The 22,449-nt window shown below is 64.1% G+C and carries 22 protein-coding genes and 2 tRNA genes; 14 read left to right on the plus strand and 10 right to left on the minus strand.

From position 1 onward, the window contains the following. Positions 1 to 5: 5 nt before the first annotated feature. From P7228_RS06765 to P7228_RS06795, 7 genes are read right to left on the minus strand one after another with little or no spacing between them, the layout of a single operon-like run. Positions 6 to 944, minus strand: a complete 939-nt coding sequence (locus tag P7228_RS06765; RefSeq protein WP_278017450.1) for a bifunctional riboflavin kinase/FAD synthetase — start codon at positions 942 to 944, stop codon at positions 6 to 8. Beyond that, positions 941 to 2,149, minus strand: a complete 1,209-nt coding sequence (locus P7228_RS06770) for a dipeptidase (RefSeq protein ID WP_278017451.1) — start codon at positions 2,147 to 2,149, stop codon at positions 941 to 943. The genes P7228_RS06765 and P7228_RS06770 overlap by 4 nt, the downstream gene beginning before the upstream one ends. After that, positions 2,149 to 2,664, minus strand: coding sequence for a dihydrofolate reductase (locus tag P7228_RS06775; RefSeq protein WP_430732508.1), 516 nt, complete (start codon positions 2,662 to 2,664; stop codon positions 2,149 to 2,151). Before P7228_RS06775 ends, P7228_RS06770 begins: the two co-directional genes overlap by 1 nt. Further along, entirely contained in the window at positions 2,661 to 3,728 is a 1,068-nt protein-coding gene (locus P7228_RS06780) for a 5-(carboxyamino)imidazole ribonucleotide synthase (protein ID WP_278017452.1), read from the minus strand. The genes P7228_RS06775 and P7228_RS06780 overlap by 4 nt, the downstream gene beginning before the upstream one ends. Further along, complete coding sequence (purE, locus tag P7228_RS06785; protein ID WP_278017453.1) at positions 3,725 to 4,210, minus strand: 5-(carboxyamino)imidazole ribonucleotide mutase; 486 nt, start codon at positions 4,208 to 4,210, stop codon at positions 3,725 to 3,727. Before purE ends, P7228_RS06780 begins: the two co-directional genes overlap by 4 nt. A gap of 14 nt (positions 4,211 to 4,224) precedes the next feature. After that, complete coding sequence (gene gpmA, locus P7228_RS06790; RefSeq protein WP_278017454.1) at positions 4,225 to 4,911, minus strand: 2,3-diphosphoglycerate-dependent phosphoglycerate mutase; 687 nt, start codon at positions 4,909 to 4,911, stop codon at positions 4,225 to 4,227. 31 nt (positions 4,912 to 4,942) lie between these two features. Beyond that, on the minus strand, positions 4,943 to 5,101 hold the full coding sequence (locus P7228_RS06795) for a hypothetical protein (RefSeq protein WP_278017455.1): 159 nt from the start codon (positions 5,099 to 5,101) through the stop codon (positions 4,943 to 4,945). Between the two features lie 101 nt (positions 5,102 to 5,202). On the opposite strand from P7228_RS06795, the gene P7228_RS06800 reads away from it, so the two are divergent. The 4 genes from P7228_RS06800 (at position 5,203) to P7228_RS06815 (ending at position 9,074) form a co-directional block, all read left to right on the plus strand. Further along, a tRNA-Thr gene (locus P7228_RS06800) sits at positions 5,203 to 5,277 on the plus strand. Between the two features lie 100 nt (positions 5,278 to 5,377). Beyond that, the gene (locus tag P7228_RS06805; RefSeq protein WP_278017456.1) at positions 5,378 to 7,009 is read left to right on the plus strand and encodes an AMP-binding protein; all 1,632 of its coding nucleotides are present in this window, start codon (positions 5,378 to 5,380) and stop codon (positions 7,007 to 7,009) included. Positions 7,010 to 7,056: 47 nt separating this feature from the next. Next, positions 7,057 to 7,554: a PH domain-containing protein gene (locus tag P7228_RS06810; protein WP_278017457.1), complete on the plus strand. Its 498-nt coding sequence runs from the start codon at positions 7,057 to 7,059 to the stop codon at positions 7,552 to 7,554. After that, the gene (locus P7228_RS06815; RefSeq protein ID WP_278017458.1) at positions 7,551 to 9,074 is read left to right on the plus strand and encodes a PH domain-containing protein; all 1,524 of its coding nucleotides are present in this window, start codon (positions 7,551 to 7,553) and stop codon (positions 9,072 to 9,074) included. The genes P7228_RS06810 and P7228_RS06815 overlap by 4 nt, the downstream gene beginning before the upstream one ends. On the opposite strand, the gene P7228_RS06820 is transcribed toward P7228_RS06815, so the two are convergent. Further along, the gene (locus tag P7228_RS06820) at positions 9,071 to 9,388 is read right to left on the minus strand and encodes a GNAT family N-acetyltransferase (protein ID WP_278017459.1); all 318 of its coding nucleotides are present in this window, start codon (positions 9,386 to 9,388) and stop codon (positions 9,071 to 9,073) included. The two genes, P7228_RS06815 and P7228_RS06820, sit on opposite strands and share 4 nt — an antisense overlap. Positions 9,389 to 9,442: 54 nt before the next feature. Here P7228_RS06820 and P7228_RS06825 point away from each other — a divergent pair, with 54 nt between their 5' ends. Both P7228_RS06825 and P7228_RS06830 read left to right on the plus strand, forming a co-directional pair. Further along, positions 9,443 to 10,447: a threonine aldolase family protein gene (locus P7228_RS06825; protein WP_278017460.1), complete on the plus strand. Its 1,005-nt coding sequence runs from the start codon at positions 9,443 to 9,445 to the stop codon at positions 10,445 to 10,447. Next, the gene (locus P7228_RS06830; protein WP_278017461.1) at positions 10,444 to 11,355 is read left to right on the plus strand and encodes a DMT family transporter; all 912 of its coding nucleotides are present in this window, start codon (positions 10,444 to 10,446) and stop codon (positions 11,353 to 11,355) included. The genes P7228_RS06825 and P7228_RS06830 overlap by 4 nt, the downstream gene beginning before the upstream one ends. Here the strand turns inward: P7228_RS06830 and P7228_RS06835 are convergent. Next, positions 11,352 to 12,146, minus strand: coding sequence for an SDR family oxidoreductase (locus tag P7228_RS06835; RefSeq protein ID WP_278017462.1), 795 nt, complete (start codon positions 12,144 to 12,146; stop codon positions 11,352 to 11,354). The genes P7228_RS06830 and P7228_RS06835 overlap by 4 nt on opposite strands. Before the next feature lie 52 nt (positions 12,147 to 12,198). Here P7228_RS06835 and pepN point away from each other — a divergent pair, with 52 nt between their 5' ends. The 8 genes from pepN to P7228_RS06875 all read left to right on the plus strand — a co-directional run bounded on the left by pepN (position 12,199) and on the right by P7228_RS06875 (position 21,396). Continuing rightward, entirely contained in the window at positions 12,199 to 14,865 is a 2,667-nt protein-coding gene (pepN, locus tag P7228_RS06840) for an aminopeptidase N (protein ID WP_278017463.1), read from the plus strand. Then, positions 14,858 to 15,604, plus strand: coding sequence for a peptidoglycan editing factor PgeF (pgeF, locus tag P7228_RS06845; RefSeq protein WP_278017464.1), 747 nt, complete (start codon positions 14,858 to 14,860; stop codon positions 15,602 to 15,604). The genes pepN and pgeF overlap by 8 nt, the downstream gene beginning before the upstream one ends. Before the next feature lie 208 nt (positions 15,605 to 15,812). Continuing rightward, positions 15,813 to 16,388 (plus strand): ubiquinol-cytochrome c reductase iron-sulfur subunit, encoded by a 576-nt coding sequence (gene petA / locus P7228_RS06850; RefSeq protein WP_278017465.1) that lies wholly within the window; start codon positions 15,813 to 15,815, stop codon positions 16,386 to 16,388. A 17-nt stretch (positions 16,389 to 16,405) separates the two neighbouring features. Beyond that, positions 16,406 to 17,698, plus strand: a complete 1,293-nt coding sequence (locus tag P7228_RS06855; RefSeq protein WP_278017466.1) for a cytochrome b — start codon at positions 16,406 to 16,408, stop codon at positions 17,696 to 17,698. 22 nt (positions 17,699 to 17,720) lie between these two features. Further along, complete coding sequence (locus P7228_RS06860; protein WP_278017467.1) at positions 17,721 to 18,590, plus strand: cytochrome c1; 870 nt, start codon at positions 17,721 to 17,723, stop codon at positions 18,588 to 18,590. A gap of 198 nt (positions 18,591 to 18,788) precedes the next feature. Continuing rightward, on the plus strand, positions 18,789 to 20,651 hold the full coding sequence (locus P7228_RS06865; protein ID WP_278017468.1) for a cation:proton antiporter: 1,863 nt from the start codon (positions 18,789 to 18,791) through the stop codon (positions 20,649 to 20,651). 16 nt (positions 20,652 to 20,667) lie between these two features. Then, entirely contained in the window at positions 20,668 to 21,249 is a 582-nt protein-coding gene (locus P7228_RS06870) for an OmpA family protein (protein ID WP_278017469.1), read from the plus strand. Between the two features lie 73 nt (positions 21,250 to 21,322). Beyond that, positions 21,323 to 21,396, plus strand: a tRNA-Gly gene (locus tag P7228_RS06875). Between the two features lie 247 nt (positions 21,397 to 21,643). On the opposite strand, the gene P7228_RS06880 is transcribed toward P7228_RS06875, so the two are convergent. Continuing rightward, positions 21,644 to 22,414, minus strand: a complete 771-nt coding sequence (locus tag P7228_RS06880; protein WP_278017470.1) for a helix-turn-helix transcriptional regulator — start codon at positions 22,412 to 22,414, stop codon at positions 21,644 to 21,646. Positions 22,415 to 22,449 lie beyond the last annotated feature (35 nt).

Below are 22,449 nucleotides of genomic sequence, written 5' to 3' on the forward strand. Positions count from 1 at the left end.
CCAATTCAAGTTTGGGGGCCGCTTAGTAGAGTGCGCGCGCGGTCGCAATCCTTCTCCATCTGGGCGATCAATTCCTCGAGGCTGTCGAACTTGGCTTCGGGCCGCAGGAAATGGTGGAAGGCGACCTCGATCTCCTGGCCGTAGAGATCGCCCGAGAAATCGAAGAAATAGGGTTCGAGCAGTTCCTTGGGCGGTTCGAACTGGGGCCTGACGCCGATATTGGCCGCGCCCTGCAGCACTTCGCCCGTGGCCAAGATCCGCCCGGTCACCGCATAGACCCCGTATTTGGGGCGCAAATACTTGTCGATCGCAAGGTTGGCGGTGGGATAGCCGATATCGCGTCCGCGCTTGTCGCCATGCTCGACGATCCCGCGAATGGCGAAGGGGCGGGTAAGCAGTTCCGCCGCGACTTCGGGCTTGCCTTCGCGCAGGGCCTCGCGGATGCGGCTGGAGGAGACGATCTCGCCGCCATCCTCGACCACCTCGACCACGCGCGATTCGAGGCCGCGCTCGCCCCCCAGCGACTGGAGCAGTGCGACATTGCCCCTGGCCCCCTTACCGAAGGTGAAATCGCCGCCAGTGACGACGCCATGCGCGCCGAAGCGCTGGCACAATATCTCGCTAATGAAGTCCTCGGCGCTTGTTCCGGCAAGCTCGGCGTCGAAGTGGAACACCAGCATCGCGGTCGCCCCGGCGGCGAGATAGAGTTCCTGTCGCTGTTCGAGCGTCGTCAGGCGGAAGGGCGGAACGTCGGGCTTGAAGAAGCGCACCGGATGCGGATCGAAGGTCGCGATGATCGAGGGGCGGCCTTCGGCATGCGCCCAGTCGATCGCCTGGCCCGCGACCGCCTGGTGCCCGCGGTGGAAGCCGTCGAAATTGCCGAGCGCAATCACCGCGCCGCGCAGCGCCGCGGGCACTTCGTCGCGGTGGTCGAGCCATCTCATGCGGAAGGTTCGCTGGCTGGCTCGGAGGGCAACTCGGCCAAGGGGATCAGGCCGTTGCGGATCAACCGCAAAGCATTCTCGCCCATCGCGGCGCGGATTTCCGCCTCACTGAAACCCTCGTCGAGCAGCGCCTGCGTCACCTGCGTCAATTGCGAGGTGTCGAAGCGCACCGTGGTCGCTCCGTCATAATCGCTGCCGAGGGCAACATGCTCGATCCCAACGAGGTCTCGGATATGCTTCATCGCTTTCGCTGCCGCGCGCGGATCGGTGCTGCAGATCGCACCGTCCCAATAGCCGACGCCGATCACCCCGCCGGTTGCCGCGACCCCGCGAATCTCTTCGTCGGTGAGGTTGCGATTGACCTCGCAGGTCGCCTGCACCCCGCCGTGGCTCGACACGACCGGGCGGCGCGCCATGCTGAGTACTTCGGCGACGCATTTGTGGCTGCAATGCGCGATGTCGACCACCATGCCCATGTCTTCCATGCGGCGGACGACCTCGCGGCCCATCTCGGTCAGGCCGTCCTTCTTCTCGCCATGCATCGACCCGGCCAGCTCGTTGTCGAAGAAATGGGTCAGCCCCGCCATGCGGAAGCCCGCCTCGTAAAGCCGGTCGAGATTGGCGATGTCGCCTTCGAGATTGTGGAGCCCTTCGATGCTGAGCATGGCGCCGACCGGCGGCCGCTTGCCCAGCTCCCGCGCGCGTTGCAGCCGGTCGACGTCTTCCGCCCCGCGCACTTCATACAGGGTGTCGCGCGCTTCCTCGACCGCGCGCACCAGCTTCTCGGCATGCCAGAGCGAGCGCTCGAGCAGGCTGTTCCAGGTCCGGGTCGGCTGGAGCTGGCCGATCACCAGCGCGGTCAGCTGGTCGGTGTTCGACGGGTTCGAATCGTAGTTCTGGTCCTCCGGCGACTTGGTCACGCTCGAGAACACCTGCAGCGCGACATTGCCTTCCTCGAGCCGCGGCAAATCCATGTGCCCGCGATCCGCCCGCTCCAGCATGCTACGCTTCCACAGCAGCGTGTCCGAATGCAGATCGACGATGGTGAGCGTTGCGTGCAGCGCCTTCGCCTCGTCCGAGACTTCGATCAGCGGCTCGCCGTCGACCCGGTTGGTCTGTGCCTCGAAATAGCCCGGCGCGAAGACGAAGAAACCCGCAGCCGCGAGCGCGATCAGGATCAGCAGGGCGTAGAGAAGCTTGCGCATCAGGATTCCTCTTCCGCCCTCGTGTAGGTGACAAAGCTGTGAGGCGGAAGCTCGCCCGCCGCCTCATGGTCTTCGCGCGCAGCGACTTCCCATTCGCTGCCGAGCGGGGGCATGAAAGTGTCGCCCGCGGATTCGGCGTGGATTTCGGTGAGTTCGATGCGGTCGGCGCGGTCCATGAAGACGTCATAGATCGCGGCGCCACCCACCACTGCAATTTCGCCGGTTGGGTTGGCTTGTCGTGCCAGCCCGATCGCTTCATCGACCGAGCGCGCAACTTCGGCGCCGGTGCTGTCCCAGCTTTCGCGCCGGGTGAGCACGATATGGCGTCGCCCCGGCAGCAGGCCGGGCAGGCTCTCGAACGTCTTGCGCCCCATGATCATCGGCTTCCCGATAGTGAGCGCCTTGAACCGCTTGAGGTCGGCCGGAAGTCGCCAGGGCAGGTCGCCGTCGAGGCCGATCGCGCCATTGGCAGCGCGCGCGTAGATCAGGAACAGGCCCGGTTCGATTTCGCTCACGCGGCTGCGTTGCTCACGCGCGTTACGTGGCCCATCTTGCGTCCGCCGCGCGCTTCCTTCTTGCCGTAAAGGTGTAGGTGCGCCTCGCCATCTTCCGCCAAAATCGTATGTGCGGTCAGCGCATCCTCGCCGACGATGTTGCGCATCTCGACCTGGGCGAAGCGCGTTTCGGTCGAACCGAGCGGCAGGCCGCAGACGGCGCGGATATGGTTCTCGAACTGGCTCGTCGCCGCGCCCTCGATCGTCCAGTGGCCCGAATTATGGACGCGCGGCGCCATCTCGTTGAACACCGGACCATCCTTGGTGGCGAAGAATTCGAGCGTCAGCACGCCGACATATTGCAATGCCTCGGCGACCTTTCGCGCAATGCCGCGTGCCGCATCGACCTGCGCGGCAATCGTCTCGCTGGCCGGCAAAGTGGAGGTCGCCAGCATGCCGTCCTCGTGGACGTTCTCGGACGAATCCCAGAACAGCACTTCGCCATCATGGCTGCGCACGAGGATGACCGAGAATTCGGCTTCGAAGGTCACGAAGCCCTCGTAGACGCAGGCATTGCCGGGAAAGCGCACGCTGTCCGCATCGCGGACCGAGGCGACCCGCCACTGGCCCTTGCCGTCATATCCGTCACGCGCGGTCTTGAGGATGCCGGGCGCGCCGATCCGTTCGACCGCGGCTGCGAATTCCTGATCCGATCCGACCGAGGCATAGGGCGCGGGCCTGCCGCCAAGTTCCTCGACGAAGCGCTTTTCCTTCAACCGGTCCTGCGCGATGCCGAGTGCGCGCGGATGGGGCGCCAGCATGTGCGGCGGGATCATCTCGACCGCCGAGAGCGGGACGTTCTCGAACTCCCAGGTCACGACGTCGCATTTCGAGGCGAAGGCGGCGAGCGCAACCTTGTCGCCCCAGCCCTTCTCGAAGAAGTCGTGGCACACATCCGCCATGACATTGTCGCCAGGGGGTGCATAGCCGGTCACCCTGTAACCGAGCTGCGCGGCGGCCATCGCCAGCATCCGCCCGAGCTGTCCTCCGCCGAGGACGCCGATCGTGGATCCGGGCGGGATCATGCGTCGCTCGGGCGTTCGGCCACGGCAGCGCTGCGGGCGGCGCGCCAGTCCTGCAATCGGTCAGACAGCTCTTCGTCGCTCAGGGCAAGGATCGCCGCCGCCAGCAGCCCGGCATTGGTCGCACCCGCCTCGCCGATGGCCAGCGTACCGACCGGGATCCCGGCGGGCATCTGCACGATCGAGAGCAAGCTGTCCTGTCCGTTGAGCGCCTTCGACTGCACCGGCACGCCGAGCACGGGGAGATGCGTCATCGCCGCGATCATGCCCGGCAGATGCGCCGCACCCCCGGCACCAGCGATGATGACGTCAAAGCCTTCGCCCTCGGCTCCCTTGGCAAAGGCGGCCATTCGGTCGGGTGTACGATGGGCCGAAACGATCCGCGCCTCGTGCTCGACTTCGAGTTCGTCGAGCACCTGCGCGGCGCATTGCATGGTCGGCCAGTCCGACTGGCTTCCCATGACGATGGCAACCTTTCCCCCCATCCCTACGTCCTTACTCAGCTGTCCTTGAGGTAATAGCGCTCGCCCGGCGCCATGCTATCGTCAAAATCATAGATGATCGGCTGGCCGGTGGGAATCTCCAGCCCGGTAATGTCCTCATCCAAGATGTTCGAAAGATGCTTGACCAGTGCGCGCAGCGAATTGCCGTGCGCGGAGATGATCACCGTCTCGCCGCTTGTCAGCACCGGCAGGATGTCGCATTCCCAATAGGGCAGTACCCGTTCGATCGTGAGCTTGAGGCTTTCGGTATAGGGCACGTCGATCCCGGCGTAGCGCGGATCGGCGCCCGGATCATACTCGCTGCCCGGCTCCATCGGCGGCGGCGGCACGTCGAAACTGCGGCGCCAGATATGCACCTGCTCGTCGCCGTGCCGGTCGCGCGTCTCTTGCTTGTCGAGCCCGGTCAGCCCGCCATAGTGCCGCTCGTTGAGGCGCCAGTCCTTGGTCTCGGGGATCCACAGCCGGTTGCAGTGCTCGAGCGCCAGGTGGAGCGTCTTGATCGCGCGGGTCTGGAACGAGGTGAAGGCGCGTGTCGGCAGGACGCCCTTGTCCTGCATCAGCGCGCCGGCAGCCTTGGCCTCCTCGACGCCCTTGTCGGTCAGGTCGACATCCCACCAACCGGTGAAACGGTTTTCGAGATTCCACTGGCTCTGGCCGTGGCGGACGAGGATCAGTTTTGGCACGCGTTGCTCCGGTTTTCAGGAGCACCCGGCGTTAGCTGCGCTCACTGTCTTTGGAAAGGCCTTCTGCACCCGATTCGCCGCTTTGCTGCGACATTTCCCGGCCTTGCGCTTTCCTGCGGCGCAGGTTTTCGCGCAGTTTGGCTGCCAGCCGCTCTTCGCGCGACATATTCTTGCCGGTCTCTTCATTCATGCGAAATCACATGCCGCTATTGCGCCCCAAGCTCAAGATGCTTGCAGGTCCTGCTTGACATTGGGGGCTTGCGCGACAATAGCGCGCCCGCCTGACGGAGCGCTGCTGTAGCTCAGTGGTAGAGCGCACCCTTGGTAAGGGTGAGGTCGGGAGTTCAATCCTCCCCAGCAGCACCAGGCCATCTCCCATATCTTTTTCCGGCCACGAAGGCGCGTTGCATATTCGCGCGCCTGCGCTAGCCTGCCGTGACGCTGGACCCCCGGCAGGGAGAGATCGATGACATGGCAGGGTGAGAATTTCGGCTTTGCGATCAAGGCTCTGGCCCAGGCGATCGAGCCGGAACGGCCGGCGCTTGTGCATGGCGACCGGGTGATTGCCTGGGGCGAGTTCGACCGGCTGACCGACAGCATCGCCGCTGGCTTGCTGGAGCGCGGGCTCAAGCAAGGCGACGTCGCCGGGCAAATGCAGCGTAATTCGCCCGAATACCTGCTCGCCTTCTTCGGGGCGCTCAAGGCGGGCGTGACCCCGGTCAACGTCAACTACCGTTACAAGGAGCGCGAGCTGGCGGATATCTTCGCGCGCTTTGGTCTCAGCGCATTGTTCGTCGACGCGGAGTTCGCCGGGATCGCGGCGGGCGCCATGCCAGACGGCGCGCTCGACCCGCTCGTCGCCGAGCCGGGGCAGGCCGAGTGGGATTCGCTTTTGGGGGCGCCGCTTCCGGAGGGTTTCGAGGTCTGCGCCGACCGTTCGGTCACTTTCTTCATGGCGACCGGCGGCACCACCGGCATGCCCAAGGCGGTGATGTGGCCGTGCGCCGATTTCTGGCAATCGAACGGAGTTTCGACCTTCGCGCGCGACCTGACCGTCGAGCCCTTTGTCGCTGCCTCGCTCAGCGAGCATGTGGCCGCGGCTGCCCGGCTGGTCCCCGAACACCCGGACACGCAGGCGCCGATGCTGCTGCTCTGCCCGCTCATGCATGGCACCGCGCAATACTCGGCCATCGCCCATCTCCTGCGCGGCGGAACGGTCGTGACCATACCCGGCGCCAATTTCGATGCCGATATCGCAATCGACACCATCCGCGATCACCGGGTGCGAACGACCGTCATCGTCGGGGATGCACATGCAATCCCGCTGCTCGCCGCGCTCGAAGCGCGTGCCGATGCGAAGGAGGCGATTGCCACGCTGCACCAACTCGGATCATCGGGCGCGCTGTTCTCCGGCCCGCTCAAGGAGCGGTTCATCGCGATCAATCAAGGGCTGATGATCCTCGACGTGCTCGGCTCCAGCGAAAGCGGCGGGGGGACGGCGGTGCGCCTGACGACCAAGGACGGCACCACCGGAGGCGGCGATTTCACGATCGTGCCCGACCGGGCGATCACGCTGTTCGATGAGGATTTGGTCGAGATCCCGCCCGGCAGCGACAAGATCGGGATCGTCGCCCGGGGCGGCGCTCTGCCACTCGGCTATCTCGGCGAGGACGCAAAGAATGCCGAGACCTTTCCGACCATCAACGGCAAGCGCTATTTGCTCACCGGCGACCGCGCGCGGTGGGGCGCCGACGGTTCGATAGAATTCATCGGGCGCGACAACATGTGCATCAACACCGGCGGCGAGAAGGTCTTCCCGGAGGAGGTCGAGGAAGTGCTGATGGAACACCGCGGCGTCCACGACGCCCGGATCGTCAGCACACCCGACCCGCGCTTCGGCCGCAAGGTCGTGGCAGTCGTGCAACCCAAGCCGGACGCCGGCGATCTCGAGCGTGATCTCGACGGCTATGTTCGCGACAGGTTGGCCGATTACAAGGTGCCGCGGGCCTATGTCTTCACGCAGGATTCGCTGCGGCTCAACAATGGCAAGCCCGACTACAAGGCGGCGCAAGCCATTGCCGATGCCAGCCTGACCTGACGCAAATCCTCTTGCGCGGCGCAGCCGTATTAGCCATCTGACACAGCATGGACGAGGAAACCCCCAAACCCGTCGAGACGCTCGACGATGACGCGCTCACCCAGCTTCACCCCAACCACGTCAAGGTCTTGCGGATCCAGGCGGCGCTGGTCTCGCTGCCGTTCCTCGCCGGGTCGCTGATCCTGGAGAGTGCGGACTTGCTCCCGACCGGGGCCATCTTCGGACCGGTCCTGGCCATTGCCGTGGTGGCGATCTTGCGACTGCCGCTACGCCGCCACCTGGCGCGCGGCTATGCGATGGGCGCAGATCGCTTGCGGGTCGTGCGCGGCATCTGGTTTCGCGCCGATACGGTGGTGCCGTTCGGCCGGGTGCAGCATATCGATGTCAACCAGGGTCCGCTCGAACGCGCATTCGGCATCGCGACGCTCACGCTCCACACCGCCGGAACGCACAATGCCTCCGTCAATTTGCCGGGGCTCGAACACACCCTGGCGATGGACATGCGCGAGGAAATCCGCAGCCACATCAGGCGCGAGACCCTGTGATCAGCCTTCCGGCAACCACCGACGGCGAGGCGCAGCGGACCGATCCCAAGAGCTTCCTGGTGCGCGCGGTCGCGCTGATGGGGCAGATGATCATCCCGCTGGTGATCGGGGCCTACACCATCATCGACGACGGCAAGCTGGCGGACGTGATCGCCTACGTCATCCCGCTCATCATCGTCGTGATCGGCATCAATGTCGCGCTTGCCTATCTCGGCTGGCTGCGCTTCACCTATCGCGTGGGCGAGGAAGATATCCGCGTCGAATCGGGCATTGTCAGCCGCGCCGCGCGTTCGGTCCCCTATGAGCGAATCCAGGACGTCAGCCTCGAGCAGCAGCTTATCCCGCGGCTGTTCGGCCTCGTCGAGGTCAAGTTCGAGACCGGATCGGGCGGCGGAGAAGACCTCAAGCTGAGCTATCTCACCGAAGGCGAGGGCGCGCGGCTGCGTGAACTGGTCCGTGCCTGGCGCGCGAGCGATGCTGAAGCAGCGACCAAAACGGAGGCGGCGCTCGAGCCGATGGAGGAGCAGTCGGAAACCCTCTTCGCCATGCAATCCCCGCGCCTCCTGAAGTTCGGCCTGTTCGAATTCTCGCTCGCGATCGTCGCCGTGCTGTTCGGCGTAACGCAGCAGTTCGAATTCCTGCTGCCATTCGAACTGTGGGATCTCGATGCATGGCAGCAACAGCTGGCCGGGCCGGGTGCCTGGCTCGCCGGCCTTGGCCCGCTGGCGCAGGTCCTGGGCGCGTTCATCGCGGCCTTGTCGCTCATCCTTGTCGGCCTGGTGACCGGCATTGCCCGCACCTTCGCGCGCGAATGGGGCTTCCTTCTGGAGCGCACATCGCGCGGTTTCCGCCGCCGTCGCGGACTGTTTACCCGCACCGATGTGGTCATGCCTGCGCATCGGGTACAGGCGATCAAGATCGGGACCAGATTCCTGCGCTATCGCTTCGGCTGGCATGGATTGAGCTTCGTCAGCCTGGCGCAGGACGCCGGATCTTCCAACCATGTGGTCGCGCCCTTCGCGCAGATGGAAGAGATCGCGCCGATCGTGCGCGCGGCCGGTTTCGCTCCGCCGGCCAGCGATCTCGAATGGCACCGTGCGAGCAGGCGCTACCGCTTCGACAGTGCCTTCTACGATTCGCTGCCCTTCGTGCTGGTGGCGATCCCTGTGGCGATTGCCGCACCAGTCGGATTCGCGCTCCTGCCGCTGGCAGGGGCTGCCATAGCTGCCGCCGCAAATCTCTATGGCTGGCAGTTTCACCGCCATGCCCTCGACGACAATCAGGTTCTGTCGACCAAGGGCTATCTCTCGCCCGCGACCCAGATCGCGAGCCGGGTAAAGCTGCATTCGATCGAGATATCGCAGGGCCCGATCGCCCAGCGGCGCGGCTATGCCACCGTCAATCTGGGGCTCGCTGGCGGAAACTTCTCGATGCCCGGCATCCCGTTGGAGCGGGCCCGCGAGCTGCGCGCCGCAATCCTCACGAGCATCGCGACGAAGGACTTTTCCGAACTCGCCTAGCTGGCGCGTAGGTCCGCCCAGTCAGGATTCTCGTCGAATTTCGCGGCGACGAAGGAACATTGCGGATCGATCAGGAAGTCCTTGCGCCGGGCATGGTCGATCAGGTGGTCGACCAACCGGCTGGCGATGCCGCGACCGCCGATCTTGCGCGGCACGATGGTGTGCGTGGCGACGCGCACTTCCTTGCCGTCGCAGTCTTCCCCTGGCTCCCATTCGAGATAGCCGGTCGTGCTCTCTCCCGCGGGATGGGCGACGTACTTGCCGCCCTGGCCCTGCACATGGTGGGTGATGGTGACGTCGAGGGTGTCGCTCATTGTGTCCAAGCTCCTTCTTGCCAATAACGCAGGCCGCGGTAAGGCCGTTCCCCGATGGATCGTAAGCCCTTCCTCTCCGACAATGCCGCATCGGTACACCCGCACGTGTGGGAGGCCATGCGTTTAGCAGACCAGCCAGATTCGCCATATGATGGAGATCAAATTAGCGCCCGGCTCGATGCGCGCTTCAGCGAGTTGTTCGGGCGCGAATGTGCCGCGATCTGGATCGCCACCGGGACCGCCGCCAATTGCCTGGCGCTCGCCACCATGTGTCAGCCGCACGGCGCGGTGGTGTGCCATGAAGAAGCGCATATCGAGGTGGACGAGGGCGGCGCGCCTGGCTTCTTCCTCCACGGGGCCAAGCTGATGCTGGCAAGCGGGGACGGCGCCAAGATCACTCCAGAGGGGATCGCTGCACTGATCGATCCGATCCGCGACGACGTCCACCAGGTTCAGCCGCATGCGATCTCTATTACACAGGCGAGCGAATATGGGCTGAGCTACCGGCTAGGCGAGTTGGCCGCCATCGGCCAGTTCGCGCGGGAACGTGGGCTGGGACTGCATATGGACGGCGCGCGCTTTGCCAATGCGGCCGCGTTCCTCGGCGGCAATGCTTCGGAGGCTGCCGGCCCGGTCGATACGCTCAGCTTCGGTTGCATCAAGAACGGCGGCATGAGCGCCGAGGCGCTGGTGCTGTTCGATCCGGCGCAGGCCGACCTGGTCAAGTACCGCCGCAAGCGGGCGGGGCACCTGCAATGCAAGGGGCGCTACCTCGCCGCGCAAATCCTGGCGATGCTCGACGGCGACCTGTGGCTTGCCAATGCGCGCGCCGCGAATGGCGCCGCTGCCGAGATCGGCCAGGCGGCGAGCGACAGGCTGATGTACCCGGTCGAGGCCAATGAGGTCTTTATGCGGCTGACCGCAACCGAGCGCGAAGCGTTGCGGGCGCAGGGTTTCGATTTCTACGATTGGGGCGCGGAGTCCGCCCGCTTCGTCACCGCGTGGAACACGGCGCAGGATGATGCCGTTGCGCTGCGACGGGCGATCGCCAGCCTATGAGCGACGCCCCTCCGCCGCATGCGCTGCTGCGGCCCCGTATCGCTCTCCCGTTTCTCCTCACTGCGCTAATCTGGGGTTCGACCTGGTATGTCATAACCGGGCAGATCGCCGATGCCTCGGCCAGTTGGTCGATCGCATGGCGCTTCATGATAGCCACCCCGGCGATGTTCCTGGTCGCGTTGCTGATGCGCCGTCCGCTGGCGCTTGGACCACGGGGCCAGATGCTGGCGGTGATGATCGGGCTGTTCCAGTTCTGCGGCAATTTCAACTTCGTCTACCGATCGGAGATGCACCTGACCTCGGGCATCGTCGCGGTGATGTTCTCGATCGTGTTCGTTCCCAATGCGCTGCTCGGGCGAGCGATGCTGGGCGAGCCGATCAGCGGGCGTTTCCTGCTGGGCAGCCTGGTGGCGCTGTCGGGGATCGCCCTGCTGCTGGTGCATGAAGCCCGGGTCAGCCCTCTCGGCGGGAACGTGGTGCTGGGAATAGGGCTCGGGATGCTGGGCATGCTGTCGGCGTCCTTCGCTAACATCATCCAGGCGGGAAGCGTCGGACGGGTCCTGCCGATGGCGAGCCTGCTGGCCTGGTCGATGCTTTACGGAACGGCTTTCAACATCGCGATAGCGTGGTGGGCCGAAGGTGTGCCCGTGCTGCCCGTGGTTCCGGCCTTCTGGTACGGCCTGGTGTGGCTCGCCTTGGCGGGCTCGGTCGTCACCTTCCCGCTCTATTACCAGCTCGTGCGCGAGCTCGGGGCGGGCCGTGCCGCCTATAACGGCGTGGCGGTGGTCATCATCGCCATGCTGATCTCGACCTTGGCGGAAGGGTATGGCTGGTCCTTGCTGGCCATCGGCGGGGCTTTGCTCGCCCTGTTCGGCCTGCTCATCGCGCTCAGGGCGCGGCAGGCCTAGAGCAAGCTCGACAGCCCCTCGCGATAAGTCGGATATTGCGGATGCCAGCCCAGCAATCGCTTGGCCTTGCCGTTCGCGACGCGGCGGTTCTCTGCATAGAATCCGCGCGCCATCTCGCTCAGCCCGGCTTCCTCGATCGACTGCAGTGGCGGTGGATCGACCTCGAGCAAGCGGCAGGCCTCCTCGATCACCGCATTGCCGCTGGCGGGAAGATCGTCGGCGAGGTTGTAGACTCCGGGCGGCGCGTCATCGTCGATCGCCGCAACCACCCCGGCCACGATATCGTCGACATGCACCCGGCTGAAGACCTGTCCGGGCAAATCGATCCGCCGCGCCTTGCCTTCGCGGACCCGGTCGAGCGCAGAACGGCCCGGACCGTAGATGCCCGGTAACCTGAAAGCGCGTGCGCCTATCTCAAGCCACTTTTGGTCTACCTCAGCGCGCGCATTGCGTCTTCCAGATGCACCGGAAGTTACCGTCGGCGCGCTTTCATCGACCCACGCGCCCTCGGTGTCGCCATAAACCCCGGTCGAGGAGAGATAGCCGATCCAACGACCCTGGATCGCGTTGCCATAGCGTTCGAGCACCGGATCGCCGCCGGACTCGCGATCGGGAGGGACGCTCGACAACAGGTGGCTGGCATTTGCGAGCGCCTCGCGCACCGCCGCTTCGTCGCCGAAATCGAAGTTGCCCTTGCTGCCCGTCGCATCGACCTGCCACCCGCATTTTTCCAGCGCTTCGGCAATCTGTCCTGCCGTGTAGCCGAGGCCAAATATGAACAATCGTCCCATTTCGCCGTTCTAAACGTTGGACCCAGTGTCAAAGCAACCTAAATCGAGCGCCATGGATATCGTAGCAACGCCCAATAACCCCGAAGGCAACCCCGAACTCGCCGATGCGGCGCCGACTCCGCACGAACCGGCGATCATCTATCGCAAGGACTATAGGCCATTTGCCTGGCTGGTGCCGGAAACGAAGCTCGATTTCGAGCTTGGCTTGGACTCGACCAAGGTGACCGCTATCCTTTCGGTCGAACCTAATCCCCAGGCCGAGGCCTCGGGCCGGATCCGGCTCAACGGCGATGGGCAGGCGCCGCTTTCGGTCAAGGTCGATGGCGAGGCGGTGAACAGCTGGTCGGTCGACGGGGAGGACCTTATCATCCCGCTCAGCGCCGAGTCTCACGAGATCGAGATCGCTACCCAGATCGATCCCAGCGCCAACACGCAGCTCGAGGGACTCTACGCCTCCAACGGCATGCTCTGCACGCAGTGCGAGGCTGAGGGCTTCCGCCGCATCACCTATTTTCCTGACCGGCCAGACGTGCTGTCGATCTTCTCGGTCAGCATGCGCGGGCCCGCCGACCAGTTCCCGGTACTGCTGTGCAACGGCAACGAGGTGGCGCGCGGGACCACCGACGACGGGATCGGCTGGGCGGACTGGCACGACCCATGGCCCAAGCCGAGCTATCTCTTCGCCCTGGTCGCTGGCAATCTGGTGGCCAACAGCGGCACCTTCACCACGATGAACGGACGCGAGGTCACGCTCAATATCTGGGTGCGGCAGGAAGACCTGTCGCGCACCGACCACGCGCTCGAATCGCTCAGGAAGTCGATGAAGTGGGATGAGGAGGTGTTCGGTCGCGAGTACGACCTCGACCTCTACAACATTGTCGCCGTGTCTGACTTCAACATGGGCGCGATGGAGAACAAGGGCCTCAACGTCTTCAACACCAAATATGTGCTGGCCGACGAGGACACCGCGACCGATGCCGATTACGACGCGATCGAAGGCGTGATCGCGCACGAATATTTTCACAATTGGTCGGGCAACCGCGTCACCTGTCGCGACTGGTTCCAGCTCAGCCTCAAGGAAGGCTTCACCGTGCTGCGCGACCAGCTGTTCAGCCAGGACATGCAGGGTGAAGCGGTCAAGCGGATCGAGGATGTGCGGATCCTCCGCGCGGCGCAATTCCCCGAGGACTCTGGCCCGCTCGCCCATCCGATCCGGCCCGACAGCTATCGCGAGATCTCGAATTTCTACACCGCCACCGTCTACAACAAGGGTGCCGAGGTGATCCGCATGATCCGGACCATGGTGGGCGAGGCACGCTTCCGCCAGGGTACCGATCTCTATTTCGACCGCCACGATGGTGAAGCGGCGACTTGCGAGGATTTCGTCAAGGCGATGGAGGATGGAGCGGAGGTCGATCTATCCCAGTTCCGCTTGTGGTACTCGCAGGCCGGCACGCCGAAGGTCGAGGCATCGCTGCTGCATTCGGGCGATACGACGCTGCTCGCGCTCAAACAGGAGGTGCCTGACACGCCGGGCCAATCCCGCAAGCAGCCGATGGTCGTGCCGCTCAAGGTCGCCCTGTTCGACCGCGATACCGGCAAGCATTCGGGCGAGCAGCTCCTGATCCTCGACGAGGCGCAGAAGGGCTTCAATTTCACCGGTTTCGACAAGCCGCCGATCCTTTCGATCAATCGCGGCTTCTCCGCCCCGGTCACGATCCAGCGCGATGTACCGCGTGACGACCTCGTTTTTCTGGCCGCGAATGATGACGACAGCTTTGCGCGGTACGAGGCAATGCAGGAACTGGTGGTCGGGCACCTGGTCGCCGCTGCCAGGGACTCGCTATCGGATACGGAGCGTACCGCGGGCGAAGACGCGATTGCACAGGCGATGCGCGCGATTCTTGCCGATGAGGCGCTCGACGATGCCATGCGCGGCGAGCTGATGATGCTGCCGAGCCAGACTTACCTCCTTGAACAGGTCGCGCGCGACGGCGCGACGGCCGACCCCGGCACGATTCACGAACAGCGCGAAGGGCTCAAGGCACTGCTGGGAGCGCGGCTCGCGCAGCCGCTGCGCGACATCTACGAGCGCGTCGCAAATGTTCCGTTCAATGGCGAGGGTGCCCGCGGTGCGCTCAAGGTAAAGACGCAGGTACTGACCTACGTCGCTGCCAGCGATCCGGAAACGGCAGCCGAACTCGCGGCCCGTCAGTATGACCAAGCCGACAACATGACCGACCGCCAAGGTGCGCTGATGGTGCTGTGCGGCCTCGATCATCCCGAACGCACCCACAAGCTGCTCGATTTCTACACGCGTTATCGCGGCAATGCGCTGGTGATCGACAAGTGGTTCACCCTCCAGGCGCTGTCGCTCCACCCCGATGCGCTTGAGCATGTGAAGGCGCTCGCGGAGCACCCGGATTTCAATCTCAAGAACCCCAACCGCGTCCGGTCGCTCTACATGGCCTTCGCCGGCAATCCGTACGCGTTTCATGTCGAGAGCGGCGAGGGCTACCGGCTGATCGCCGACCTCATTCTGGCGCTCGACCCGATCAATCCACAGACTGCGGCGCGTTTCGTCCCCTCGCTCGGCAAGTGGCGCAAGATCGAGCCAAATCGCTCGGAGTTGATGCGCAGCGAGCTCGAACGGATCCGCGAGGCGGCCAAGCTATCGCGCGATACCTACGAGCAGGTGGCGCGGAGCCTTGATGGCTGACCTGCCACTCGACATTGCGCGATCCCGGTTGCTGGGGGACATCCCGCACGGGTTCGTCGGTCACGCCGACTCCGGCTGGCAGTTCGGCTTTGGCGGTGAAGGTTCGCCGCCCGACATTGCGGCCATGCGCGCGTGCGCAGCGGATGAGGTCCTCGCCGGGTCGGTACTTGTCGCCCCGCACCAGGTTCATTCGCCCGACGTGGTGACCGTGACGCAAGCATGGGAGGATGCGCCCACGGGCAGGCCGGTCGCCGATGCCGTCGTCACCGACAGGCGCGGCATTTCACTCGGCATCGTTACCGCCGACTGCGCCCCGGTACTGTTCGCCGATGGCGAAGCCGGCGTGATCGGCGCTGCGCATGCGGGTTGGAGAGGCGCGCACGAAGGAGTGCTCGAAAACACCCTTGCAGCAATGGAGGCTCTCGGCGCCAGGCGCGCGCAGATCGCTGCGGCGATCGGTCCGACCATCGCGCAGGCCAGCTATGAGGTCGACGACGGTTTCCGCGCGCAGTTCCCGGCTGACGATTCGCGCTTCTTCGTCGAAGGCCGCGAAGGGCATTGGCAATTCGATCTTCCTGCCTATGTCGCGGCGCGGCTGGCGCGCGCCGGGCTCTCTAGAATCGAGGACCTCGGCCTCGATACCTACGCCAATGAATCGCGCTATTATTCCTATCGCCGCGCGACCCACCGCGCCGAGCCGAACTATGGGCGACAGCTGAGCCTCATCGCACTTGCATGAAACTGCACAATTCATGCTGAAAACACGGTTGGCTTTGACGGCCATTGCGTCTATCAGCGCGCCCAAACCGGGCTTGGAAACCGCATCAGTCGGTCGAAATCCCGGGGTAGCCGTCGCGGGGGCGCGGACAGTTTCCCCAAGGCGGTTGAACGCGTATCTGCCCCGCCATTCGGCAATGGGGCGCTTGGCTCGAGCAAGGTTAAGGCTGATGGCTGAAACAACTGGCACCGCTACGCCCGCAGAAGTCGCTGAACACAGCGAAGACGGGGTTCGGCGGCGCGATTTCATCAATATTGCCGCGGTTGGCGCGGCAGGCGTGGGCGGCGTGGCCACCCTGCTTCCGCTGATCAGCCAGATGGCGCCTTCGGCCGACGTGCTGGCCGAAAGCAGCACCGAGGTCGACATTTCGGCCATCGAACCGGGCCAGGCGATCAAGGCGGTATTCCGCAAGCAGCCGCTTTTCATCAAGCGCCTGACCCGCTCCGAAATCGAGGCCGCCAACGCGATCGAGGCCGATTCCCTTCGCGACCCTGAGTCGCTGGGCGACCGCACCAAGGAAGGGCACGAGGATGTGCTCGTCACCATGGGCGTGTGTACCCACCTCGGCTGTGTCCCGCTCGGTGCCGCCGAAGGCGAGATCAAGGGTGAATTCGGGGGCTATTTCTGCCCCTGCCACGGGTCGCACTACGACACGGCAGGCCGCATCCGCAAGGGACCGGCGCCGACCAATCTCGAAGTTCCGGAATATGAATTCACTTCCGACACGGTCATCCGCGTCGGCTGAGGTCTGAGAGACGATTTATGAGCTTTCCCTGGGCACGCCAGTACGAACCGCAGAACGGTTTCATGAAGTGGATGGACGAGAAGCTTCCGCTTCCCCGTCTGGTCTATAACGCCGTCGGTGCCGGATATCCGGTTCCGCGCAACCTCAGCTACATGTGGAACTTCGGCGTCCTCGCCGGATTCTTCCTGGTCCTGCAGATCGTCACGGGCATCATCCTGGCGATGCATTACGCCTCCGACGCGACCGTGGCCTTCGGCAAGGTCGAGCACATCATGCGTGACGTCAACTGGGGCTGGCTGATGCGCTATGCCCACGCCAACGGCGCGAGCTTCTTCTTCATAGTCATCTACCTGCACATCTTCCGCGGCTTCTATTACTCGTCCTACAAGGCGCCGCGCGAGATGATCTGGCTGCTGGGTGTGGTGATCTTCCTGCTCATGATGGCGACCGCCTTCATGGGCTACGTCCTGCCCTGGGGCCAGATGAGCTTCTGGGGTGCCAAGGTCATCACCGGCCTGTTCGGTGCGATCCCGCTGGTGGGCGAGCCGCTGCAGATCTGGCTGCTGGGCGGCTTTGCGCCCGACGATGCGGCGCTGAACCGGTTCTTCTCGCTGCACTACCTGCTGCCCTTCGTGATTGCAGCGGTGGTTATCCTGCACATCTGGGCGCTGCACATTCCGGGCTCTTCGAACCCGACCGGTGTCGAGGTGAAGCAGGAATCGGACACTGTGCCGTTCCACCCGTATTACACCGCCAAGGACGGCTTCGGCCTCGGCGTCGTGCTGCTGATCTTCTTCGCGATGGTGTTCTTCAGCCCCAACGCGCTGGGTCACCCCGACAACTATATCGAGGCGAATCCGCTCTCGACCCCGGCGCTGATCGTTCCGGAATGGTATTTCTATCCGTTCTACGCGATCCTGCGCGCCTTCACCTTCGACTTCATCCTGCCCGCAAAGCTGTGGGGCGTGCTGGCGATGTTCGCATCGATCCTGGTGTGGTTCTTCCTGCCCTGGCTCGACCGTAGCCCGGTCCGCAGCGGCCACTACCGCCCGCTGTTCCGCAAGTTCTTCTGGTTCGGCCTGATCCCGTGCATGGCGCTGCTGTTCTATCTGGGCGGCGCACACGCCGAAGAGCCGTACATCATGCTCAGTCAGATCGCGACGGCTTACTACTTCCTGCATTTCCTGGTGATCCTGCCGATCGTCAGCCTGATCGAGAAGCCCGAGCCGCTGCCCTATTCGATAACCGAAGCCGTGCTCGGCTCCGACAAGAAGGCGGTCCTGGGCGAGAACGCCGAACCCGCGGTTTGAGGACGAGAGAAAGAGACCTGACATGATCCGTCTTATCGCAATGCTGGTTGGCCTCGGTTTCTCGGGCGTCGTCCTCCTGGCCTTCCTGTTCGGTGTCGGCCCGGCGTTCTCGGTCTTTGCCGAGCATGGCCGCTTCGTGGCGCCCACTGCCGAGCATGAGTTCCACAAGGAATCGCACGCACCCGAGGGTGGCTTCAGCTTCGCCGGCCCGTTCGGCAAATATGACAAGCAGCAGCTGCAACGCGGCCTGCAGGTCTATGCCGAGGTTTGCGCGGCCTGCCACAGCCTCAAATATGTGTCGTTCCGCGACATCGAGGCGCTCGGCTACAGCGAAGCGCAGGTGAAGGCTTTCGCCGCCAGCAAGCAGGTGCCGGGGATCGATCCCAATACCGGTGAAGCGACGACGCGTCCCGGCCTGCCGACCGACCGCTTCCCTTCGCCCTATCCCAATGCAGTGGCCGCGGCGGCTGCGAACAACAACGCGATCCCGCCGGATCTGTCGCTGATGGCCAAGGCGCGCCACAACGGTTCGGAATACATCTATTCGCTGCTGACCGGCTATCAGGCGCAGCCAGCCGAATTGCTGGAGCATTTCCCGGACGCCAAGACGCCCGACGGCCTCTATTACAACCCCTATTTCGCCAACCTCAACCTGGCGATGGCTCCGCCGCTCAGCGACGGTCAGGTGACCTATGGCGATGGCAATCCGGAACCGACCATCAGCCAGATGTCGGCCGACGTTGCAGCCTTCCTCACATGGACGGCCGAACCCAAGATGGAAAAGCGCAAGCAGACCGGCTGGGCCGTGCTCGCCTTCCTCCTGTTCGCCACGATCCTCGCCTACCTGTCCAAGAAGCAGATCTGGGCCTCGATCAAGCCGCGCAAGGACTGACGGGCAAGCGGATCAGACAACTCCGTTTCTTGACGAACATGAGGCGCTCCGCCGTCCGCACAGGATGGCGGGGCGCCTTGCGTTTGGAGATCCCGTTTGTCCCTTCGGGGCACCTGATCCGGGCGTGCGGGAAAGATTGTCCGGCCCATGCATTGAAGGGAAGGGCTCAGCTTCAAATGAGGACGGCGGGATAGCCTGATGGAATCGCAAGCAATTGTCATTGCCACGATCGGCGTGCTGGGTATCGGCGCGCAATGGGTCGCATGGCGGACTGGCTGGCCGGCGATCGTCCTCATGCTGTTCGCGGGGTTCATGGCGGGTCCCGTGCTCGGCATCATCCATCCCGAAGAGGCTTTCGGCGACCTATTGGAGCCGATGATCGGGATCGGGGTCGCGCTGATCCTGTTCGAGGGCGGCCTGAGCCTCGACCTGAGAGAGCTGCGCCACTCGGGGGGTGCCGTCTGGCGCCTCGCCACGATCGGCGTGATCGTCGGCTGGGCGCTCGGTGCGGCGGCCGGCTTCTACATCGCCGGCCTGGTGTGGCCGGTCGCGGTCCTGTTCGGCGGTATCCTGATCGTGACAGGTCCGACCGTCGTCATCCCGCTGTTGCGACAAGCCAATATCCAGACCCGCCCAGCCTCGGTCCTCAAGTGGGAAGCGATCGTCAACGACCCGACCGGCGCCTTGTGCGCGGTGATCGCCTACGAATATTTCCGCAAGGTCGCCGAAAGCCCGGGGGCGTCGGTCATCGAAGTGGTGCCGCCTCTCATCATTGCGGCCTTCCTGGCCGGTGGTATCGGCTATGTCGCGGCGCGCATCATCGCCTTTCTCTTCCCGCGCGGCGCGGTCCCCGAATATCTCAAGGTCCCCGTGCTGTTCATCACGGTGATCTTCGTATTCGTGCTGTCGAACAAGATCGAGCACGAGGCAGGCCTCGTCGCCGTGACCGTCATGGGCGTGGCGCTCGCCAATATGGGCGTCACCAGCTTGCGCAGCATTCACCCGTTCAAGGAAAACATCGCGGTCCTGCTGGTTTCGGGCATTTTCATCCTGCTTTCGGCCAGCCTCCAGTGGGACGAGCTTGCCTATTTGCAGACGAGTTGGCGGCCTTTCGCTTTCCTGCTGGCGCTGCTGTTTGTAGTCCGTCCGCTCACCGTGCTGATCTCGTTGCTCGGTTCCTCGGTCCCGTGGAACGAGCGGTTGTTCATCGCCTGGATCGCCCCGCGCGGTATCGTGCTCGTGGCGATCTCGGGCCTGTTTGCGCTGCGCCTGGGCGATCTCGGTATCGAAGGTGGCCAGATTCTGATCGGGCTGAGCTTTGCCGTGGTGGTCGCGACCGTCGTCGCGCATGGCTTCACCGTCGATCTGGTCGCCCGGCTGCTGGGCATCAAGGGATCGTCGCGCCCCGGGCTGCTGATCGTCGGATCTACCCCCTGGACCATCGCCCTCGCGAAAGAAATGAAATCGCTCAAGACCCCGGTCATGATCGTCGATTCGAGCTGGCAGCGGCTCGGTGCGGCCCGGCGCGAGGGGCTGCCGTTCTATCACGGAGAGATTCTCAACGAAGCGACCGAGCATAATCTCGACACGACCCCATATCAGGTGCTGGTCGCAGCGACCGACAATGAAGCCTACAACGCGCTGGTCTGCAATGAGTTTGCGCACGAGATCGGGCGCGATTCGGTCTACCAGCTCGGCGAAAGCGCCGATGATGACGATCGCCATGCCATCCCGCCGTCGATCCGCGGTCGCGCCCTGTTCGAAAGCGGTTTCGGTGTTACCGATGTCAACGAACGCCAGGCGATGGGCTGGATCTTCCGCAAGACCAAGCTGAGCGAGGAGTTCGATTTCGCCGACGCGCAGGAGAAGCTGCCCGATTCAGCGCATATGCTGCTGCTCGTCCGCAAGGGTGGGCGGCTGCGCTTCTTCACCCATGCCGCACGGCCCGAACCGCGGGTCGGAGATACGATCATTTCCTTCTCTCCGCCGCAGAACAAGGCGGCCGAGAAGGCCGCCGCCCGCCGCGCCGAGGGTGACGGACAGAAGCCGCAACCGGCATGAATTGAGGGGTGCGAAGATGAAACTACACTCGCTGGGATCCACGGCTCTGGCCTGCGTGTTGGTCGCGTCCTGCAACAACGACACGGCTGAACCCGGCTCGGAAGCCTCGCCGAAGCCATCGGGAACGCCGGTTTCGATCCTGCGCCCCGACGTCGAACAGCCCCCGCAGAAGGCCGACCTCGCCCCGCTCACCGCACGCATCGGTTTCCCCGAGGGCGGTGCAGAGCTGAGCGAGGGAGCGCTGGCCGAACTCGCTACCGTGCGCGAATCGCCACAAGTTGCAGAGGGCGGCCCGATCGTGCTGCGCGGTCACAGCGATGCCGGGGGCAATGACGAAGCCAATATCCGGGCCTCTCAGGCCCGCGCCGAGGCGGTACGCGACTGGCTGGTCGAGATGGGCGTGGGAGAAGATCGGATCACGATCATCTCGTTCGGTGAGCAGAATCCGGTCGAGCCCAATGCGCTTCCCGACGGTTCGCCCAACGAAGCGGGTCGCGCCGCCAACCGCAGGGTCGATATAACGGTGAGCCTGCCGCGCGCGGGCTCGAAGAAGCCGGACAATCAGCAACAAGCGGACAGTTCGCAAAGCTCCGACTAGGCCGTCAAAGCGGTTGACGAAAGCGCCGCAACCGTGGCAATTGCGCGCGCCCGGTGCGGTTCAATGCATCGAAGCGGGTATAGCATAGTGGTAATGCTCCAGCCTTCCAAGCTGGCTAGAGGGGTTCGATTCCCCTTACCCGCTCCAGCCTTTTCTTCATCGGCAGTCACCCCCGCAATCGCGCAATTGAAGGCTCGGCGAGCAGCCCAACGGGCGCTCGGAATCTCGACTCTTGCAGGGTAATGATAGGCCGGACGCCCGGGATTTACCCGTGACGTCCGGCGAGACCCGAAGGGCGCGATGCCCGTCTGGGAATTGCGACTAACAGGTCGGATTCGCTTTGGCTTGTCCCCAAACTGAGGGTCAACATTTAACATTTGTTACAGAGCTGGAATCAGGGGTTCCACCGGGGTCGATGTGCCGCCTTCTTGCTGTGCCTGCCAGGGGCGATGAGGCCCAGCGCAACTGCCTTGACGGCCGCCGCAGTGCGGTCCGAAACGCCGAGCTTGGCGAAGATGCGTTTCACATAGCTGTCGACCGAATATTTCGAGATGCCGAGGATTTCGGCGATCACCGCATTGCTCTTACCTTCCCCGATCCAACGGATCACGTCGAGCTCACGTTGGGAGAGGTCGGGCAATTCCTCGCTGAACCCGCTGACGAGTGCGCAATAGCGCTGGAAGCAGAGTTGCGCTGCGACCGAGACCTTGCGGATCATGGCTTCGTCGATGGCTTCGGGATCAGCAGGCAGTCCGACGCCGACGAATCCCGAGCGCGCATTCGGGGCGGCGCACAGGACAGCAACGCCTTCGCCCATGCCGAATTCCTCGAGACGCTCGAGATACTGTCTTTCCGCCAGGGTCAGATCCCGCAACTGGGGTGCGTCGGACCACCGGAAACCGCTCGAACGGCCGAGAGCGATCGTCGGCAGTGGGTCGGCGCTGCGGTCTTTCTCGTTGTAGTGCTTTTCCCACTCCTTGGGGAAGCCGACATTCCACAACACGCGGCCGACGCGTCGATCGGCAACCACCGGTGCGAGGAAGTAGACCGCGCCGAATTCAATCGCCTCGAGTATCTTGTAAATGGCACGGCGGAAGGAAACGACGCTTTCCGCGTGTGCCGCCAGGGCGAGGGCATCCCAATAACCGATCTGTGACTCGTTCATGACCTCCCAATGACGCATTCCGTAGCGTTACGGAG

Source organism: Altererythrobacter sp. CAU 1644 (genome assembly GCF_029623755.1).
GTDB lineage: Bacteria > Pseudomonadota > Alphaproteobacteria > Sphingomonadales > Sphingomonadaceae > Erythrobacter > Erythrobacter arenosus.

Excerpts from the sequence above, each read along its gene's own strand:
- P7228_RS06765 (WP_278017450.1), bottom strand. The coding sequence starts at position 944 with ATGAGATGGCTCGACCACCGCGACGAAGTGCCCGCGGCGCTGCGCGGC.
- P7228_RS06770 (WP_278017451.1), bottom strand. The coding sequence starts at position 2,149 with ATGCGCAAGCTTCTCTACGCCCTGCTGATCCTGATCGCGCTCGCGGCT.
- P7228_RS06780 (WP_278017452.1), bottom strand. The coding sequence starts at position 3,728 with ATGATCCCGCCCGGATCCACGATCGGCGTCCTCGGCGGAGGACAGCTC.
- purE (WP_278017453.1), bottom strand. The coding sequence starts at position 4,210 with ATGGGGGGAAAGGTTGCCATCGTCATGGGAAGCCAGTCGGACTGGCCG.
- P7228_RS06795 (WP_278017455.1), bottom strand. The coding sequence starts at position 5,101 with ATGAATGAAGAGACCGGCAAGAATATGTCGCGCGAAGAGCGGCTGGCA.
- P7228_RS06805 (WP_278017456.1), top strand. The coding sequence starts at position 5,378 with ATGACATGGCAGGGTGAGAATTTCGGCTTTGCGATCAAGGCTCTGGCC.
- P7228_RS06810 (WP_278017457.1), top strand. The coding sequence starts at position 7,057 with ATGGACGAGGAAACCCCCAAACCCGTCGAGACGCTCGACGATGACGCG.
- P7228_RS06820 (WP_278017459.1), bottom strand. The coding sequence starts at position 9,388 with ATGAGCGACACCCTCGACGTCACCATCACCCACCATGTGCAGGGCCAG.
- P7228_RS06825 (WP_278017460.1), top strand. The coding sequence starts at position 9,443 with ATGGATCGTAAGCCCTTCCTCTCCGACAATGCCGCATCGGTACACCCG.
- P7228_RS06830 (WP_278017461.1), top strand. The coding sequence starts at position 10,444 with ATGAGCGACGCCCCTCCGCCGCATGCGCTGCTGCGGCCCCGTATCGCT.
- P7228_RS06835 (WP_278017462.1), bottom strand. The coding sequence starts at position 12,146 with ATGGGACGATTGTTCATATTTGGCCTCGGCTACACGGCAGGACAGATT.
- pepN (WP_278017463.1), top strand. The coding sequence starts at position 12,199 with ATGGATATCGTAGCAACGCCCAATAACCCCGAAGGCAACCCCGAACTC.
- pgeF (WP_278017464.1), top strand. The coding sequence starts at position 14,858 with ATGGCTGACCTGCCACTCGACATTGCGCGATCCCGGTTGCTGGGGGAC.
- petA (WP_278017465.1), top strand. The coding sequence starts at position 15,813 with ATGGCTGAAACAACTGGCACCGCTACGCCCGCAGAAGTCGCTGAACAC.
- P7228_RS06855 (WP_278017466.1), top strand. The coding sequence starts at position 16,406 with ATGAGCTTTCCCTGGGCACGCCAGTACGAACCGCAGAACGGTTTCATG.
- P7228_RS06860 (WP_278017467.1), top strand. The coding sequence starts at position 17,721 with ATGATCCGTCTTATCGCAATGCTGGTTGGCCTCGGTTTCTCGGGCGTC.
- P7228_RS06865 (WP_278017468.1), top strand. The coding sequence starts at position 18,789 with ATGGAATCGCAAGCAATTGTCATTGCCACGATCGGCGTGCTGGGTATC.
- P7228_RS06870 (WP_278017469.1), top strand. The coding sequence starts at position 20,668 with ATGAAACTACACTCGCTGGGATCCACGGCTCTGGCCTGCGTGTTGGTC.
- P7228_RS06880 (WP_278017470.1), bottom strand. The coding sequence starts at position 22,414 with ATGAACGAGTCACAGATCGGTTATTGGGATGCCCTCGCCCTGGCGGCA.